This is a genomic window from Weissella hellenica, assembly GCF_005405545.1.
GTDB classification, from domain to species: Bacteria; Bacillota; Bacilli; order Lactobacillales; family Lactobacillaceae; genus Weissella; species Weissella hellenica.
Genome location: NZ_BJEG01000002.1, coordinates 106718 through 125493, shown reverse-complemented (window position 1 = coordinate 125493; position 18776 = coordinate 106718). Strand labels below are relative to the sequence as shown.

Here is an 18776-nt window from a genome sequence, read left to right as displayed (position 1 = left end):
AGTACGGTGACGTATGGAGCGGACTAGTACTAATGGTTCGAGGACTTAACCAAGTAGCAAGTGGTGTAAGGCAAAAATAACAATTATGATTCAGTTTTGAGGGAACTAAGTTCACTCAGATAAATACGTGTCGTGATGATGGCACTGAGGTCACACCTGTTCCCATACCGAACACAGTAGTTAAGCTCAGTAGCGCCAAAAGTAGTTGGAGGATCGCCTCCTGCGAGGATAGGACGTCGCGATGCATATCATTCCGAATTAGCTCAGTTGGTAGAGCACACGACTGTTAATCGTGCTGTCGTCGGTTCGAGCCCGACATTCGGAGTAATTGCCGACTTAGCTCAGTTGGTAGAGCAACGGTATCGTAAACCGTAGGTCGAGGGTTCGAATCCCCCAGTCGGCATGCGATGACTCTTACAACCCTTGGTATCAAGGCGTTTGTAAGAGTATTTTTTTGTTTTGTAGCATTATTTGCTAATAGATATTACATACAATGATTCATAATAGAAAAGCGTCAACTGACACAAATATCTGTCAGTTGACGCTTTTTAATATATTTTTTAGTGAGATAGTTAGTAATAGCGGACTTTTATTATTCGTTTTGATTTCATAACTAATAAGGGCAGTAAATAAATTCTGATAGATTTAAGTAGGAAAAATAAGGTATACTAACTATGAAAATGAAAAAAAAGAAAGAAAAATGGTAAATTGGGGAGATTTTTATATGGCTCAAAAATACTTTGGGGTGATGACTGTTAACATTACAGGGGTGGAATTAGTGATTGTTAACTTAAAAACGCATAAATCGCTAGAAAAAGTAAACAAAGATATTAATTTGAGTGATGATATTTATCGTAATCGTCCGGTGCAATTTAAGGTAGTAAACAAAATAGTTGAAGCATTAACGGGATTTATTCAAATTTTACGTGATTATGAAGTCGAAAATTATCAATTATGGGGTAGTCAAGGATTATCACAGGCTATCAATGCTGACTTTATTGCAGATCAATTTTATTTACATACGGGCCTTGAAATTAACTGGTTATCAATCAGTGATGAGGCTTATTATCGTAATCAAAATATTTCATTAGAATTTGCAAAAAAGCAAACCACTGCATCTGGTACTGTGTACCTTATTGGTATTACATCTGGTAATACGTCAATTACACGGTTTGATAATGGAAACTTTATAACATCGACTAATTTTTCGTTAGGACCGGTTAAAATTGCAGAAGATCTAGATAGTTTAAGACGTTCAGCCCCGAATTCTATTGGCGTATTGAGCGACTATATTGATAGCAAGCTAAAAGATTTTAATCGTGAAGGTCAAATAACGTTATTGCCAGATAATCAAGAGACGCAGGTTATGTTATTAGGTACGTCGTCTTTAAAAAAAATAGTTGCTGAATATACAAAAAATAGTAATGATGGTTTATTAGCAATTGATACTTTTCGAGATTTATTAGATATGCTTGTTGATGCATCAGATCAATATCTGATGCATCAACTCATGATTAATGAGTCTGTTACACCATTAGTGTTACCAGAATTACTATTAATCGACCGCATTGTGCAATTAACCAATGCAAAGACCTTACGTTTTTCGGATTCTAGCGTTATTGATGGGATTGTTAATAATGAAGAAGTGGCGTTAGGCTTTTCTAAACATGATTTTAGTAATCAGACGATTAAAATGGCGACAAATATTGCTAATCATTACAATGTCGAGCCAGTCCACCGAGACATTGTGACAAAATTTGCGCTGCATTTATTTAATCAATTAAAACCATTACACATGTTGGGAAAACGGGAATCTGTCTTATTAGAAGTAGCATCGATTTTGCATGATGTTGGTAATTACATTAGTGTCCATTCGCATTATATTCATTCTGAATATATAATTCGCCATTCTGATATTATTGGGCTATCACAAGAAGAAAAAGAAATTGTGGCCGCAATTGCTAAATACCATAGTGTGACAACACCAGGAGCTGATTTAAGTCATTTTAATCAAATTTCAGCTGAAAATCGGCGCTTAATTTCAAAATTGGCCGCTATTTTACGATTAGCAGATGCATTAGATGATGATCGAAAACAAAAAATAAAAAAGATTTCGGTGTCAATTCAGAAGCATCATGTTATTATTTCAGCTTATAGTAATGATAGTTTAGCTTATGAAAATTGGATTTTTAATTCAAAAAGCCAGTTTTTTCAAGAGACATATGGATTAAAACCAATACTTAAGCAAAAGGGGGTTAAGCTATGACAAAAATAGATTATACAGATCCAAGTCTTTATACCAATCGTGAATTAAGTTGGTTAGATTTTAATGATCGAGTACTTGAAGAGGCACGCCAGAAAAATAATCCTTTATTGGAACGGTTAAAATTTTTAGGTATTACACAAAATAATATGGATGAATTTGTTATGGTACGAGTGGCATCGTTAGCCAAATTGATTGCTGTTGAGTGGGATGGGCATGATGCATCAGGTTTAACACCAACACAACAATTAAAGGCAGTAAACGATAAAGCGCATGAACAATTGACCAAGCAATATATCACGCTTAATCGCATTTTATTACCAGCCATTAAACAAGTAGGGATTAATTTATTACAAGTGCCAGACCTAACACATGAACAGTTTCAATTTATTAAAGATTATTTTCATGATGAATTATATCCCGTGCTAACACCGATGGCTGACGATATTTCACGCCCGTTTCCATTTATCAGTAATGATACGATTAACTTTTCCCTACGATTGACTAAAAAATCCTCAGACAAGTCATTATATGCCACATTGCAGGTCCCTAAAATTTTCGCACGTGTTATTAAACTACCTGGTGGTGAAAATGACTTTATATTGCTAGAAGATATTATTGAACGATCTATGTCACAATTATTTATTAATTATGAAATTCAAGAGGTTGCAATTTTTAGGGTGATTCGTGATATGGATCTAGATGTTGCGGAAGAAGATACGTCAGATTTATTAAAAGAAGTGCAACAGCAATTAAAATTACGTGCGCATGGTAAAGTTATTCGCCTGGAAGTATCGTCAACTATTAGTAAAAAATTACGTAAACGGTTAGTCCGTGAACTCAAAACAGAAGAAGATTCTGTTTATGAAGTTAATGGGCCTATTGATTTAAATTTCTTGGGGCAATTAGCCAGCCGGGTAATTGGACATGATGAATTAAAATACGAACCATTTCAGCCTTATCAAAATGAAGCACTAACAGCAGATCATAATATTTTTGATACGATTAAGGAACATGACCAATTAATGCATCATCCGTATGATAAGTTTGATTCAGTTGTCGAATTTATTCGCCAAGCTTCTATTGATGAGGGTGTGTTGGCAATTAAAATGACCTTATATCGAGTATCAGGACACTCCCCAATCATTAAATACTTAGGAATAGCTGCCCAAAATGGTAAGCAAGTTACAGTGTTAGTTGAAGTGAAAGCACGCTTTGATGAGGAGAATAATGTTCATTGGGCACGTGAGCTTGAACAGATGGGGTGTCATGTTATTTATGGGCTAGTGGGGCTTAAGACTCATTCGAAGTTATCATTAGTGGTAAGACGCGAAGAGAGTGGTATCCGTCGCTATATTCATTTAGGAACAGGTAATTACAACGATAGTACGGCTCATTTTTATACCGATATCGGGTTATTAACAGCAAATAACAATATTGGTATTGATGTAACGAATATATTTAATATGCTATCTGGTTATTCTAAACCACCTTACTTCCATAAATTACACATTTCGCCCAATGGTATTCGAGAATTTATAATTAACCGATTAGATCAAGCGATTAGTTATGCAAAAGAAAATCGTCCTGTTCGAGTACGCATGAAGATGAATTCTTTATCTGATCAAGAGATGATTGCTAAAATGTATGAAGCCTCACATGCAGGGGTGACGATTGATTTGATTATTCGTGGTATTTGCTGTTTAAAGCCAGGCATTGAAGAAATTAGTGATAATATCACAGTTCATTCAATTGTTGGTCGTTTCTTAGAACATAGTCGTTTATATATTTTTGATTTTGATGGTGAACAGCAAGTTTATCTGGCATCAGCCGATTTAATGACAAGAAACTTAAATCGTCGCGTTGAACAAATGTTTCCCATTGAAAAACCGACTTTATTAAAACGCGTATTAGATATCTATCAAATTATGTGGGACGATAATGTTAAAACAAGGGTTTTAAGTGAAGATGGTATATATCAGCGCGTCGATCGGCGAGGTCGTGCGTCACTAGATGCCCAAGATTTTTTTGCAACACAAGCAACACAATTAACCATTGCTAGTAAAGAAAAAAAGCAGCAAAATAATCCAAATCAATTTCAGCCAATGATGAGTCCGGAAAATCAACATGAACCTTTTAGTGACTAAATAAAGAAAGTAGAGAAAAATATTATGGAAAATTTTGTCGTGATTGATTTAGGATCAAATTCAGTCAGAATGACGGTTACCAAGATTAATGATGATGGAACTTATGAAACAGTGACACAGATGAAAGAATTTGTGCGGCTTTCTGAAAATATGGGACCTGATAAAATTCTCCAACCTGAAGCGATTAAACGGACTTTTGAGGCTTTACAGTCATTTAAAGATGTTTATGAAAAATTAGATAATGTTTCCATTAAAGCAGTTGCAACAGCTGCCGTGCGACAAGCATCGAATCAAAAATCATTTTTAAAAAAGGTGAAAACAGAATTTAACATTGATTTAGAAGTTATTTCAGGGATACAAGAAGCTTATTATGACTATATCGGGGTTACTGAGACATTGCCAGTAACAAATGCGGTATTGATTGATACTGGTGGTGCAAGTATTGAAATTGTACTTGTTCAAAATGGGAAAATCACTAATTTAATTAGTATACCGATTGGTTCAGTGACAATTTCTTCTGAATTTGATTTAAGCAATCATATTGCAGCTTCCGAGTTATTTAAGGCAGTTATTGGTATGAATGATATTTATCAAAATATTTGGTGGTTAAAAAATGGTATGAATTTACCAATTATTGGATTAGGTGGTAGCAACCGTACACTTGCTAAAATTAATCGACGTCGTGATCAACTATTTAATATGGAAGATATTCATGGGTATAAAATTAAAGGGACACAGGCTAATAAGACGTTTGAGGATATTATTGGTTTAGATTATGAAGGTCGTAAGGAAGTCCCTGGTATTAGTAAAGATCGTGCTGATATCATCGTTGGTGGGTTAATTCCGATTGTATTGTTAATGAATACTTTAGGTTCTGAAAAAATCACATTTTCTACTAGTGGGTTACGTGTAGGTATTTTATATGAACATTTGCATGATATGCTGCGAGCTAATGTAGAAGGCGAATAAAATATATGCTGAAGGTTTGTGAATCTGACATCTTGGTTAGGTTTACAAGCTTTTTTAATAGGGGAATTTGTGGTTAATCTACGTATTATGTTGGTTATTAACAGTGTGAATGAAACGTATATTTGTGACTTATTATATTAAAAGGTATTGACAAGGGCTTTATTTAGAGATATTATAGTTAACCGTAGGTGATATACTTACATAGATATAACGTGTCGTGACGATGACACTGAGGTCACACCTGTTCCCATACCGAACACAGCAGTTAAGCTCAGTAGTGCCAAAAGTAGTTGGAGGATCGCCTCCTGCGAGGATAGGACGTTGCGATGCATATCATTCCGAATTAGCTCAGTTGGTAGAGCACACGACTGTTAATCGTGCTGTCGTCGGTTCGAGCCCGACATTCGGAGTAATTGGTAGCCATTCTATTGTGAATGGCTTTTTTTGTACTAAAAAGTAGGGGGTTAGGTGAATTTGATGGCAGAACAAATTGAGCAATTGACTGTAGCACTAAATAAGGCCAAAAAAGAAGCAGAAAAATGGCAAACAGGTGCTGAAATTTATGAAGTACAGGCAACTGAATTACAAGAAACAATGCAATTAATGGCGCAAGAAATTGAAAAATTGCGCGATGAAAATGAGGTATTACGTCAGAATCAAGGACAAAGGCAAACGGTAGTACCGGTCAAGCAACGACAGACAATGCCGGATCAAGATATTGTACATCATCGGATTATTGAAGATGCGCTAATTAGTAAAATTCAACAATTAGAGCAACAGTTAAGAAAATAAAAAGTGTTTTTGTGACACGTTTAAGGGCATCAATCGACAAGCTTAGTGGATTGATGCCCTTTTTGGTCTATAAAAAGTATGTGTATTTTGCGTTTTTTGATTACTGCTATTGAAAGGCGCTTTTAATAATGTCACGGACTTTAATTTGATCCTGCGTCATGTAGTGCTGTTTTCTAAATGCCATATAGACATGAAAAGTAGGCTGCGGTTGATCAATTAGATTAATTCTTTTTAAACCAATTTCTTTTTTTGTAGGGCTAGTGACGTTAAAAATGCTAATCCAATCCCTTCGCGGACTAAGTTTTTCATAGCTGTAACATTATTAGTTTGATAAATAATATGAGGCTGGATACCTGATTGATTTGAGAGCACTTTGAAAGCTTTGGGATGGACAAATTGTTCATCTAAAGAAATGAAAACATCATCAGCAAAATCAGAAAAAGAAGCAAATTCTCGTGGATCGTTGTCTTTAGTAACAATCACAAAAGGGAAACTAGCTAATTCAACGATTTCTAAATCAGTTAAATCGAAATTTTCAGTAGCGCCGATTAGTGCAATGTCAATATTTCCCTGTCTTAAGAGGGTTAGTAATTTGGAACTACCGACCTCTTCAGTATCAATTAATTGTAAAACATCAGCTTTTAGTAGCTTTTTTGCGACTTGTGAGAATAAATATGTCTCAATAATAGGAGGCAATCCTAAATGAATCTTATGACGTTTTAGGTGCTGGATTTCTTTTGTGGCAGTTGTCCATTCAACTTGGATATGACGGGCACTTTGTAGTAAAATGCTCCCTGCTTCTGTCAGATTAACCTCTTTATGTGCTTGATTTCGTGTAAATAGCGATGCACCAACTTCTTGTTCTAACCGCTTTATGGCGTAAGTAATGGTTGGCTGTGTGACGTGAAATTTTTCGGCAACTAAAGTGTAGTTTTTATGGACCGCTAAACTCTCAAAATAGGCCAAATCTTTTAAATGCATGCATTTCCCTCATATAAATATTTTTTATGTAAACGGTTGCTTTTGACTATACCGGTTTTAATAGTCTATTATACGCTATTGTACTTAATAGGAGGTAATTTGAGATGAAAAATGGTATGCAACTTTTGCAAGATCCTTTTAGTAATAAAGGGACAGCATTTACAACAAGGGAGCGTCAAGAACTGGGATTAATTGGTCTATTGCCAACTAAAGTTCAAACATTAAATGAACAAATTAAACAAGCGTATGAACAATACAATGCTAAGGTAAACGATGTAGAAAAGCGGTTATTTTTGAGCCAAATTTTTAATGAAAATCGTACTTTATTTTATGCAATATTAGGCGCACATTTGACTGAAATGATGCCAATTGTATATTCTCCAACTGTTGGTGAAACAATTGAACATTATTCAGAGTTATTTGTTAACCCACAAGAAGTTTCTTTTTTGGATATTCATCATCCAGAAAATGTTGCTGATAGTTTGAAAAATGCTGCTAATGGTCGTGATATCGATATGATAGTTATCACAGATGGTGAAGGTATTTTAGGTATTGGTGATTGGGGTGTACAAGGAGCTGACATTATTGTTGGTAAGTTGATGGTTTATACAGCCGCTGCAGGGATTGATCCACGACATGTTTTGCCAGTTGTCTTAGATGCGGGGACAAATCGTGAGTCGCTTTTAGAAAATGATAGTTATCTAGGTAACCGCCATGAACGTGTTCGTGGTGATGAATACTTTAGCTTTATCGATCAATTAGTTGCTGAAGCTGATCAAATATTCCCCAATTTTTATTTGCATTTTGAAGATTTTGGTCGTTCAACGGCAACGAAATTGTTAACACGTTATCAAGATCGTTTGGCTACGTTTAACGATGATATTCAAGGAACTGGAATTGTGGTGACAGCAGCAGTATTGAGTGCATTAAAGATTACTGGTGAGAACTTAGTTGATCAAACTTATATAACATATGGTGCAGGTTCAGCTGGTGTTGGTATTGCTAACCGGGTGTTGCAAGAATTTATTAATGCTGGTTTGATAGCAGAAGAGGCACGTAAGCACTTTTACTTAGTTGATCGTCAAGGTTTGCTGTTTGATGATGATGAGAATTTAACACCAGAACAACGTCCGTTTGCCCGTTCACGTGCTGAATTTGCTGAAGCTGCTGATTTAACAACGTTAGAAGCAACTGTTAAGGCTGTAAACCCAACAATCTTAGTTGGTACATCTGGTCAAGCAGGCCACTTTACTGAAGAAGTTGTTCGTGAGATGGCTGCTCATGCAGAACGGCCCATTATCTTACCACTATCAAACCCAACGAAGCTACACGAAGCAATTCCAGAAGATGTTATTAATTGGTCGGAAGGTCGTGCGCTTGTAGCAACTGGTATGCCATTTGAACCTGTTCATTATGACGGTGTTACTTACCACATTGGACAAGCTAATAATGCTGTTGTTTATCCTGGTATTGGGTTAGGCGTGATTGCAAGTAAGGCAAACCTATTGACTGAAAATATGTTGTCGGCTTCAGCAACGGCTTTGGGTGAATTGGTCGATACTAGCAAGGTTGGTAGTGCCATTTTACCATCATTTGAAAAGTTATCTGAAATTTCAACGGCAGTGGCAACGGCTGTTGCGCAAGCCGCTATTGATGACGGTGTTGCACAACAACAAGGGGATGCTAAGACATTGGTAGAAAATCATCAATGGCACCCAGTTTATGGAGAGGACTAAATCATGGATGCAATAGTAACTTCATTAAACAGCATCGTTAAAATTATTTTTGTTGTGTTAATCGGTATTTATTTACGTAAAAAGGATCATTTCCATGATACTTTTAAAAAAGATTTGGAATTTTTGATTGTTAATGTTGCTTTACCCATTTCTGTTTTTATGGGTATTCAAGAAAATTTGACACGTAATTTACTTGGCTCATTTGATATGAGCGTGTTGTTCGTCGCAGTCGCTTTCTTTGTTCTCTATATCTTAAGTTTTATTGCTAATAAAGTATTTCACATTCGTGTGGGTCGTCGCGGGATTATGACAAATACTTTTACCAACGATAATGTTATCTTTATCGGTTTACCATTAGCACTAGCTATTTTTGGTACTAAAGCAATGCCATTTTACTTGATTTATTACTTAGTTAATACAATTTCAACTTGGGCAATTGGTATTTTCTTTATTCAAAATGATACGACTGAGAAAAATGAAAAATCATCATTTAACTGGAAGAAATTGGTGCCAGCTCCAGTGCTTGGTTTTGCGATTGGTATTATCTGGTTATTGATCGGTTTACCATTACCAGAAATTGCAGGTTCAAGTTTGAACATGGTTGGTGGATTAGTAACGCCACTTGCTTTGCTATACTTGGGTATCGTTATTGCAGATGCTGGTTTAAGCTCACTAAAGATAGAACGTGACACTATTATTGCCTTAATTGCACGCTTTATTATTGGTCCAGCAGTTATGTTTATGATGTTAAAGTTTATTCAACAAACGCCGTTTGCATTATCTGGTTTAGGTGTAAAAGTTATTTTCCTAATGTCAGGGATGCCTGCTTTGACAGCAATGGCACTGCTTGTTGGTCAAGCCAAGGGTGATACAAAGTTTGCAAGTAACGTTATTACAATTTCAACTTTGCTGTTTATTATTTTAGTCCCTGTTTACTTGGCAATTGCTAACTTAATTTAAGGATTAAAAATGAATATTTTTAATTTATGATGTTATGACTATGCTGTTGTTTGCAAATTACGTAAAGTCACACTAGGATCTAAAATGCCAGCATCGCTAGACAAATTATAACGTAGGTAACGATCAACATCTAACTTTAGCTTAGGTTCTAATTGGCTTGTTGTGTAATCTTTTATATAGACAGGGCCGAAGTCACTATCAATTGTTTCATTAAAGTCAGCTGATAAATCAGCAGTTTGGCAAAGTACAAGATTAAAAGCAACATCAAATGTGCATGTTGCGGCATCAGAAAATGGACCGACACCATCATCTAAATCTAAAGCAATAGTTGTGTTTGGTGTGATAAGTTTTGAAATGCGCTCTTTAGCAGCGTCTGTAAATGTTAAGTACATGATAATCCCCTTTTAAGGATATTGTAACAGTAACGTTAAATATTTAAAAGTTAATTGATGCATTAGTAAATGCATTTTAATTAAAGAAAGAATCATAATATTTTATATATATAAGAAAATTGTGTATAATTATCGTAGTGTTGTGTATGATGAAATTGTGTATGTTTATCATAGGTTTATATAGAGAAGGAGATTTATTATGTTTCATTTGATTTGGGTATTAATTATTGGTGCTGTGATTGGTGCTATTGCTGGTGCTGTTACTAAAAATGGTGGCTCAATGGGTTGGATTGCTAACATTGTAGCTGGACTAATTGGATCATGGTTAGGTGAAAAAGTGCTTGGTTCTTGGGGTCCTCATGTTGCTGATATGGCAATTATTCCATCAATTATTGGTGCAGTTATCATTGTAATCATTGTTTCTTGGCTATTAGGTCGTGCAAAGAAATAATTAGAGGAGTGGGGTTGTGGTTAAACAAGGTCGTTATGCTGGCGTTCAGTCTAATAAACAAGGACGTTCGATACGTCAACGCCTGACAAAATCGATTGCAAATAAAGTTACCAGACAAGATGTTGGTGAATTTGTGCAAGGACGCTATGTTTTAACGCAGCGTGGCACGTCAGCATTGGTTGATGAAACAATGCAACGTTTTTTATCAACATGGTTGCTACAAGCAGCATCCACAGATGTGGCTGTTTGGGATATTAAAGAAATTACCCAACAGACTTTGACACGTACTGCTAATCAGGTGCCTTGGCAATTTTATGCGATTATTGTGAAACAGTGGGATAAATTAAGCCATTTTTTGATTAAAGAAATACCTGCTGTACCAATAGCAACGCCAATAAAATTAGTGCAACAAGTGTTTGATATAAGGGCTTTGGTCAGTCAACAATTGGCTATTAATTGGTATTTGGCACGTTTTAAGACTGAAAGTCAGTTAGCAACCATTAAAGCAACAGATATTTCGCAATTAGTGAAATCATTTGTAGTAGCTGATGAAATAGTTTGGCAAAATGTTGCTGTTGTTTATTCAACAATCCCATTTGTGATTAATACAAATGATATCAAAACACAAAAATGGTTAGTTAAGCTAAATAGTTTACAGCCTGAACAAGTGTAAAAAAATCCTGCTAGTTATTAGATTGATGATGTCTAATATTGGCAGGATTTTTTATTTTATTCACGACTAGCTTCAATTGTTCGACGCGTCTTTTCAACTACAGACTGTGTTTTGTCACCTAATTGCACGCCAATTAAGGTGAATAAACTATCAATGATGGCAATTTGGGCTACTAGCGAAGACATAGATTCACTACGAATATTAACTTCTTCAGCGACACTTGCAAGGGTAACTGAGGCAAGTTTAGCCAATTCAGACTTGGGGTAAGCTGTGATTGCAATAATTTTAACGTGATTGTCTTTTAGACGTCGGGCAATATTTAAAGTATTGTGGTTACGACCAGAATGTGAAATGACGATAGCGACATCCTGACTTGTCATGTGTACCGTTTGCATCAATTGCACATCATAGTCGGGGTGCTGCTCAATGTGTAAAGGGGTGCGTAAAAGCTTATGATAAGCATCTAAGGCAACGATTGATGAACCCCCAACACCAAAAATACCGATGGTTTGGGCATTAAGTAACCAATTCGTTGCGGTGGACCATGATTCTGGTTTAATTAAATTAACTGTTGCATCAAGTGCGTTTTGTGCACCACTAAAAACTTTTTGAATGATACTATTTTGGTCATCAGTTGCATCAATTTCCCCAAAGAAACTGGTTTGCGTAATAGGTGAGTTTACTAAGCTTAGGGAAAACTCACGAAATGAGTTAAAGCCAACACGTTTAACGAAACGTGAAATAGTTGCTGTTGATACTCCGATAGCGGTCGCTAACTCTTGAATCGTTAATGAACGAATTTCGTTAGGGCTATCTAAAATGAATGTTGCTATTTTACGATCAGAACCAGTGAGGTGTTCAAACAAAGATCTGATTCGAGCGAAACCTGATTGTGCCATATTTTCTCCTTAATAATTTCAATTAATATACAGATGATAAAAATTAAAACAACCCATGAAAACATTTTACAACAAAATACTTGCATTGTGAAAAAGTTTTGCATTATAATAATGGTGTAGCAAAAACACACATAGAAAAAAAGGGGTATTAAACATGAAGTTCGCAATGATCGGTCTTGGTAAGATGGGCTTGAACTTGGTAAAGAATGCCGTTGACAATGGTCACGAAGTAGTTGCTTATGACTTGAGCGCAGATTCTGTTAAAGAAGCTGACTCATACTCAGAAGCTGTTACTGGTGTTACTGACTTAGACGACATGTTGGCAGCATTGCCATCACCAAAGGTTGTTTGGGTAATGGTTCCAGCTGGAAAGCCAACTAACTCAACCATTGATACTTTGATTGAGAAGATGGAAGCCGGCGATATCATTATCGACGGTGGAAACTCAAATTACAAGGATAACTTGGAGCAAAACAAGCGCACCACTGCAGCCGGAATTAAGTTATTTGATGCTGGTACTTCTGGTGGTATGTCAGGTGCTCGTAACGGTGGGAACTTCATGATTGGTGGAGATGATGCTGAAGCATGGAAGGTTATCGAACCTTTGTTCGTATCAATTGCTGAAGAAGATGGTTACCTATACACTGGTAAGCTAGGTTCAGGTCACTACTTGAAGATGGTTCACAATGGTATTGAATATGGTATGATGCAATCAATCGCTGAAGGTTTCGAAGTTTTGGAAGCTTCACAATACGATTACGATTACGAAGCCGTTGCTAAGCTATGGAACCACGGTTCAGTTATCCGTTCATGGTTGATGGAATTGGCTGAAGATCAATTCTCAAAGGATCCTAAGCTAGACAAGATTTCTGGTGTTATGCACTCATCTGGTGAAGGTAAGTGGACTATTGAAGAGTCATTAGACTTACAAGTTCCAGCACCTGTTATCGCATTGTCATTGATGATGCGTTACCGTTCACTACAAGAAGATACGTTTACTGGTAAGGTTGTTTCAGCTTTGCGTAACGGATTTGGTGGACATGCTATGGATGCTGTTAAGTAATTATTGCTTGGTAATACCCATAAAATATTTTGATTGTGAAAGTTAAGCTGGGGTAGAATTATGCTGCCCCAGCTTTTTGTGTGCATCTGTCGTATAATAATAAAAGGATGCAGTTAGAGGAGTTATTATGAAATATACATTACTTATCGATGTCACGCTGTTGGCAATCAAAACGACACTGATTGACGAAAATGAAGTATCGTCACAACAAACCTTTGCATATTCATCAACAACTAAAAATGTGATTGCAGAACAAATTTTGACGACAGTGATTAATGCGATAAAGCAAGTGCAAGCGGCTTTAAACGCTGGTGATTGTATTGAAACAATTACATTCACGGAAATGACAATAGACAGCTTAATTCCTTTTAATGAACAGAAAAAATCATTAATCCCGATAACGTATGGGCATGAAACGCAAAAGTATATTGATGCCCTTGTGATGAATGGGGTGATTGGTCAATTAGAACGAAAAACAGGATTAATGTTCCAAGAAGTTACGCCGCTAATGCAAATTCTTTGGTTGAAAAACGAACATCCAGGCATATTTAATGAGGCAATGCAATATATGAATGTTCAAAGTTATATCATGTATCAGTTATTTGATGTGTATGTTACATCACCGGCTGCTGCAGGACGAACGGGTTTTTATAATTTAACAACCCAAGCATGGGATACCCAAGCACTCGCATTAAGTGGACTTAAAGAACCAGTATTACCGCAAGTAGTAGATCTGCACACACATAGTTTTACGGTAGTGCCAGAAAAGAGCGCTTACTTAGGGATTAGTGCGGATACGATATTTCACGTGAATTAAAATATGATATAATAAATACTGTTATCGGGGATGCAGTTGGTCAAGGGGTGATGTCCTAGGACCGCCTTTTCGGAGGGTGCAATTCCCTGCTGTCCGATAATGGTTTTGTTGAGGTTGTGAAGGAACCTCAACGAATCGGAAGGAGTTCTAAGACGGGATTCTTAGAACAAAGGGGATTGTTAATGGGGTGGTGCCCGTTAACATGATATGGTGAAAAAGTATAAGTGGTACGTGGTGGTCCACTTATACACGAAGAGGCCTGCACTCATTTAGTGAGAGAGGCCTCTTTTTTGTTGTTATACAAAATGTAATCATATGTGCTATAATCGTTTTATCATGTATGATATCCAGTAGGAAAATGAGTGGACAGATAGCGAATTAGTGGTCGGTGTAAACTAATCAAACTCATTAACGAATTACAATCATAAAAACGCATGAACGGCAATCTCACGTTACGAGAGATAAGTGGTCACAATTGTGGCAATTTAGGTGGTACCGCGTTTAATTGCGCCCTAATCAAGGAAAGTCCTTGGTTAGGGCGCTTTTTAGTTATAACGAGTAACATAAAAATAGACGATAAAGATTAATTTGGAGGCATAGTAAATGGCAGTAGATATATTAAATGAACTAGCTTGGCGTGATGCAATTAACCAAGTTACTGACGAGGATGGTTTACGAGAATTAACACAAAAAGAATCAATTGGTTTGTATGCAGGAATTGATCCAACTGGTGATTCAATGCATATTGGTCACTTGATTCCTTTTATGATTTTAAAGCGATTCCAATTGGTTGGTCACAAGCCAGTCATTGTTGTGGGTGGTGGAACCGGCTCAATCGGTGATCCTTCTGGTAAGAAATCAGAACGTAAGTTGTTATCACAAGAAGATGTTGCCGCCAACGTTGAAAAGATTCGTGCCCAAATGGCGAAGTTATTTGGTGAGAATGGTTTTACAATTGTTAACAACAATGAATGGTTAGGTCAAATGTCATTGTTGGGGATGTTGCGTGATTATGGTAAGCTATTTTCAATTAACAGCATGTTAGCTAAGGATGTGGTTGCTTCACGTTTAGAAGCTGGTATTTCATTTACTGAATTTACATACCAAATTCTACAAGCTATTGATTTTTACGAACTATACCAACGTGAACATGTCCGGCTACAAATTGGTGGTTCTGATCAATGGGGTAACATCACAAATGGTGTTGATTTGATTCATAAATTAGTCGCAAATGATGCACCGGCCTTTGGATTGACAGTGCCTTTGTTGTTAAAGTCAGACGGTACAAAGTTTGGTAAGACTGAAGGTGGAGCCGTCTGGTTAGATCCAGAAAAGACGACGCCGTTTGAATTCTACCAATTCTGGTTGAATACAGCCGATGCCGATGTCGAAAAGATGCTAAAATTCTTTACGTTCTTAACGCAAGATGAAGTTGCTAATTTAGTTGCTGATTTGGCTAAAAATGCTTCAGAACGTTATGCACAACGCCGTTTAGCACAAGAAGTAACAACTTTTGTACATGGTGAAGAAGCGATGCATACAGCAGAAGTTATGACGAATGTTTTGTTTGGAAATGCTGACGTTGCCACATTGACAACTGATCAAGTAGCTGTTTTAGCTGGTAATGTGCCAACGTTTGCAGTTGATAATACTGAAATTGGTCTATTAGACTTAGTCGTAGCGGCTGGTTTTGAAAAGTCAAAGACGGCAGCTCGTCGTTCAGTTAAGGATGGTGCTGTTCGCGTTAACGGTGTTCAAATTAAGGATGAAGATGCCGTTATTAATCCTGCCGATAAGTATGATGGTAAGTACATCATTGTAAAGCGTGGTAAGAAGAAGTGGGCTGTTGCCGTTATTAAATAAGTCAAGGAAGGTCTAGACATTTAAAGTGTTTAGATCTTTTTTGTGAAATAAAAGCTTGACAATAATCTCATTGTATTCTAATAATTGAGTAGAAATTTATGCAATTGGGGGAAGTATAGTATGGCAAAAACACAAGTATCTGATTTAGATTGGCAAAATTTGGGGTTCGTTTATCATGATTTACCATATCGATATCGTGCAGAATACCATAATGGAAAGTGGGAAGCTGGTAAATTAGTCACAGATAGTACTTTAGGAATGAGCGAAGCTGCTGTCGGTCTTCACTATGGGCAACAAATTTTTGAAGGGTTAAAGGCTTACCGTCGCCAAGATGGCGGCGTGAATATTTTCCGTCCAGATCGTAATGCTGCACGTATGTCACGTTCAGCAGAACGGCTATTGATGGCGAGTTATCCAGAAGATTTATTTGTTGAGGCCATTAAAGAAGTTGTGAAGGCTAATCAAGAGTTTGTGCCACCTTATGAGTCAGGGGCAACTTTGTATATTCGCCCATTGCTAATTGCGGCAACGCCAGATATAGGGGTGCATTCCGGTAATGATTACATTTTCAATATTTTTGTAACGCCAGTTGGGGCGTACTACCCAGGTGGATTAGCACCAACAGCTTATGTTACAAGTGACTTTGACCGTGCAGCCCATGGTGGAACTGGTCAAGCCAAAGTCGGTGGAAACTACGCTGCATCAATGTTACCAGGCAAGCAAGCGCATCAAGCTGGTTATTCTGATGTGGTTTATTTGGACCCAAGATTGCATGAAAACATTGAAGAATTAGGTTCAGCAAACTTTTTTGGTATTACTAAAGATAATCGTTTCTTAACGCCGAAGTCACCATCTATTTTGCCATCAGTCACAAAGTTTTCATTGTTAGCATTGGCTGAAGAAATGGGGATGCAACCAGAAGAAACAACCATCAGCATCTATGATTTAGATAAATTTTCTGAAGCCGGTGCCATGGGAACCGCTGCTGTTATTTCACCAGTTGGTTCGATTACGCATCATGGTAAAAAGCACGTCTTTTATTCTGAAACTGAGGTTGGTCCTAAGACACAAGCCTTGTATGATCGTTTAGTTGCGATTCAATATGGTGACGAAAAGGGCCCTGAAGGTTGGGCTGTTGATGTACCACTAGATTAATTAATATTTAGTATAAGGATCATCAATCTAGTCTCTTTAATTGGGAAAGGTTGATGATTTTTTGTTTGGGTATAAATTTTTCGTATTATTAAATAATAGCATTTAAAATTAAAAATAAATTAGAATAAAGTGTTGACTTTCAAATTTTTAGGTTCATAATAATAACCATCAAATAAAAAACGGAGAAACAAAACGATGACAAAAACAGTAATGAACAACGCAAATAACGGCTTATTACTCGGCTTAATTTTAGACTTGATTATTATCAACTAAAAGGTCGAGCAATTTGTGTCGGCCTACAAAAAGGGCCGACTAGTTCATCACTGGAATGTTATATTCGTGAACCGCTAGTTAGGAACAGACTAACTAGCGGTTTTTTTGTATCTTCAGGGTTACGTGGAGAAGGGGTAAAATTATGGAGCAGACACAGGCACAAACACAGACACAAGAAGAAAAGCTAACAGCGAAAGATTATGTCTTTTTAGTTTCACAAGGTGTTTCAAATACGGTTTTGGTATTTCTGGGAATTGGTTTGTTGGTTAATACGGTGGGAACGACGATTCACTGGGATGCATTGGTCCAAGTAGGTAATATTGCTCAAAAATTGCTGGCGCCCGCTTTGGGGATGGCGATTGCCGTGATGATGCGTACATCAACTTTGGTCATTGGGGGCACGATGATTGCGTCAACAGTTGGTGCCAATAGCGTTTATTTCACATCAGGTGCCGTGGCAAACACAATGACGGCAACTGGTTGGCAAGCAGCACAGGATACTGGCTCACAAATTATGACGGCCGGTCAACCTGTATCAGCAGTGCTGGCAGGTGTGATTGCTGCAATGTTGGGGAAATGGATGACCGGTAAAACACCATTGGACATGGTGTTGGTACCATTTGCTGTGACGATGGTTGGATCAATTGCCGGTCTAGGATTGGCGTCTGTAACAACGCCTGCGCTTAATTGGGTAAGTGGTGCACTTGGTCATACCATGCAAGTTAATCCCGTCTTAGGTGCTCTGGTCGTTTCGCTTTCGTGGTTTGTCTTTTTGATGACACCAGCTTCTTCTGCAGCACTTGCGATTGCAGTTCAACTAGATCCAATGTCTTCAGGGGCAGCTTTGATTGGTACAACGGTTGCTTTCGTTTCATTTACAGCAATGTCTTATAACCAAAATACAATTGGTGGCAATATTGCACAAGGTTTGGTAACACCGAAAGTACAATTTGCAAACTTGTTGAAACGACCTATTTTGGCTGTTGGGCCAGCAGTTATCGCTATGATTACAGCCGTTATTGCAGTGGTTGGATTTGATTTTAAAGTTCCTTATGCCCTTGCTGGACTGGGATTGAATTCACTGATTGCACCGCTATGGTTGGCAGCACATGATATGCGTGGTTTGGTATTATTGATTGTATTCGGAGTGGCTATACCAGCTGTTTTGGCATGGGGCTACTACCGTTTCTTGAAGGTAATTGGCCAAACAAAAATCCAAGATTTGCGTTTGCAAGAGGTTTAATACGATGGCTTGCCAAATATTTAGTAATCGTGCATACTCAAAATAGGTTAATTTGACTAATTAAAGGTTAACTATTATACTTACATTAAATAAGTGAAA

General features: G+C 37.1%; 16 protein-coding genes, 3 tRNA genes and 2 rRNA genes. 18 read left to right on the top strand and 3 right to left on the bottom strand.

Annotated features, from left to right (window positions below):
- The first annotated feature begins 128 nt into the window (after positions 1-128).
- From rrf (FFM61_RS02775) to FFM61_RS02735, 9 genes are all read left to right on the top strand, one after another.
- Positions 129-245: ribosomal RNA gene (rrf, locus tag FFM61_RS02775) — 5S ribosomal RNA — on the top strand.
- Positions 246-252: 7 nt separating this feature from the next.
- A tRNA-Asn gene (locus FFM61_RS02770) sits at positions 253-325 on the top strand.
- 5 nt (positions 326-330) lie between these two features.
- Positions 331-403: transfer RNA gene (locus tag FFM61_RS02765), tRNA-Thr, on the top strand.
- Between the two features lie 321 nt (positions 404-724).
- Positions 725-2266: a Ppx/GppA phosphatase family protein gene (locus FFM61_RS02760; protein WP_137604598.1), complete on the top strand. Its 1542-nt coding sequence runs from the start codon at positions 725-727 to the stop codon at positions 2264-2266.
- Positions 2263-4410, top strand: a complete 2148-nt coding sequence (locus FFM61_RS02755) for an RNA degradosome polyphosphate kinase (RefSeq protein ID WP_074427030.1) — start codon at positions 2263-2265, stop codon at positions 4408-4410. The genes FFM61_RS02760 and FFM61_RS02755 overlap by 4 nt, the downstream gene beginning before the upstream one ends.
- Positions 4411-4434: 24 nt before the next feature.
- Entirely contained in the window at positions 4435-5379 is a 945-nt protein-coding gene (locus FFM61_RS02750) for a Ppx/GppA family phosphatase (RefSeq protein WP_074427031.1), read from the top strand.
- A 213-nt stretch (positions 5380-5592) separates the two neighbouring features.
- Positions 5593-5709: ribosomal RNA gene (gene rrf, locus FFM61_RS02745) — 5S ribosomal RNA — on the top strand.
- A 7-nt stretch (positions 5710-5716) separates the two neighbouring features.
- A tRNA-Asn gene (locus FFM61_RS02740) sits at positions 5717-5789 on the top strand.
- Positions 5790-5856: 67 nt separating this feature from the next.
- Complete coding sequence (locus tag FFM61_RS02735; protein ID WP_083194436.1) at positions 5857-6171, top strand: hypothetical protein; 315 nt, start codon at positions 5857-5859, stop codon at positions 6169-6171.
- A 231-nt stretch (positions 6172-6402) separates the two neighbouring features.
- Here FFM61_RS02735 and FFM61_RS02730 read toward each other — a convergent pair whose 3' ends face one another.
- A complete protein-coding gene (locus FFM61_RS02730) occupies positions 6403-7152 on the bottom strand; it encodes a LysR family transcriptional regulator (protein ID WP_083194437.1) in 750 nt (249 codons plus the stop codon).
- 104 nt (positions 7153-7256) lie between these two features.
- Here FFM61_RS02730 and FFM61_RS02725 point away from each other — a divergent pair, with 104 nt between their 5' ends.
- Positions 7257-8888 (top strand): malolactic enzyme, encoded by a 1632-nt coding sequence (locus FFM61_RS02725; protein ID WP_074427033.1) that lies wholly within the window; start codon positions 7257-7259, stop codon positions 8886-8888.
- A gap of 3 nt (positions 8889-8891) precedes the next feature.
- Positions 8892-9848: an AEC family transporter gene (locus FFM61_RS02720; protein ID WP_074427034.1), complete on the top strand. Its 957-nt coding sequence runs from the start codon at positions 8892-8894 to the stop codon at positions 9846-9848.
- Positions 9849-9886: 38 nt separating this feature from the next.
- Here the strand turns inward: FFM61_RS02720 and FFM61_RS02715 are convergent, their stop codons facing one another.
- A complete protein-coding gene (locus tag FFM61_RS02715; RefSeq protein ID WP_074427035.1) occupies positions 9887-10240 on the bottom strand; it encodes an iron-sulfur cluster biosynthesis family protein in 354 nt (117 codons plus the stop codon).
- 199 nt (positions 10241-10439) lie between these two features.
- Between FFM61_RS02715 and FFM61_RS02710 the strand changes: the two genes are divergently transcribed.
- Both FFM61_RS02710 and FFM61_RS02705 read left to right on the top strand, forming a co-directional pair.
- A complete protein-coding gene (locus tag FFM61_RS02710; RefSeq protein ID WP_042493103.1) occupies positions 10440-10691 on the top strand; it encodes a GlsB/YeaQ/YmgE family stress response membrane protein in 252 nt (83 codons plus the stop codon).
- 16 nt (positions 10692-10707) lie between these two features.
- Positions 10708-11364, top strand: a complete 657-nt coding sequence (locus FFM61_RS02705) for a hypothetical protein (protein ID WP_074427036.1) — start codon at positions 10708-10710, stop codon at positions 11362-11364.
- A 56-nt stretch (positions 11365-11420) separates the two neighbouring features.
- On the opposite strand, the gene FFM61_RS02700 is transcribed toward FFM61_RS02705, so the two are convergent.
- Positions 11421-12263, bottom strand: a complete 843-nt coding sequence (locus FFM61_RS02700; protein ID WP_074427037.1) for a MurR/RpiR family transcriptional regulator — start codon at positions 12261-12263, stop codon at positions 11421-11423.
- Positions 12264-12417: 154 nt separating this feature from the next.
- On the opposite strand from FFM61_RS02700, the gene gnd reads away from it, so the two are divergent.
- The 5 genes from gnd to FFM61_RS02675 all read left to right on the top strand — a co-directional run bounded on the left by gnd (position 12418) and on the right by FFM61_RS02675 (position 18677).
- Positions 12418-13326 (top strand): phosphogluconate dehydrogenase (NAD(+)-dependent, decarboxylating), encoded by a 909-nt coding sequence (gene gnd, locus FFM61_RS02695; RefSeq protein WP_074427038.1) that lies wholly within the window; start codon positions 12418-12420, stop codon positions 13324-13326.
- A gap of 127 nt (positions 13327-13453) precedes the next feature.
- A complete protein-coding gene (locus FFM61_RS02690; protein WP_074427039.1) occupies positions 13454-14143 on the top strand; it encodes an FGGY family carbohydrate kinase in 690 nt (229 codons plus the stop codon).
- A gap of 603 nt (positions 14144-14746) precedes the next feature.
- Entirely contained in the window at positions 14747-16006 is a 1260-nt protein-coding gene (gene tyrS, locus FFM61_RS02685) for a tyrosine--tRNA ligase (RefSeq protein WP_074427040.1), read from the top strand.
- A 120-nt stretch (positions 16007-16126) separates the two neighbouring features.
- Positions 16127-17161, top strand: a complete 1035-nt coding sequence (locus FFM61_RS02680) for a branched-chain amino acid aminotransferase (protein WP_074427041.1) — start codon at positions 16127-16129, stop codon at positions 17159-17161.
- Between the two features lie 415 nt (positions 17162-17576).
- A complete protein-coding gene (locus FFM61_RS02675; protein WP_074427042.1) occupies positions 17577-18677 on the top strand; it encodes a PTS sugar transporter subunit IIC in 1101 nt (366 codons plus the stop codon).
- The last annotated feature ends 99 nt before the right edge of the window (positions 18678-18776 follow it).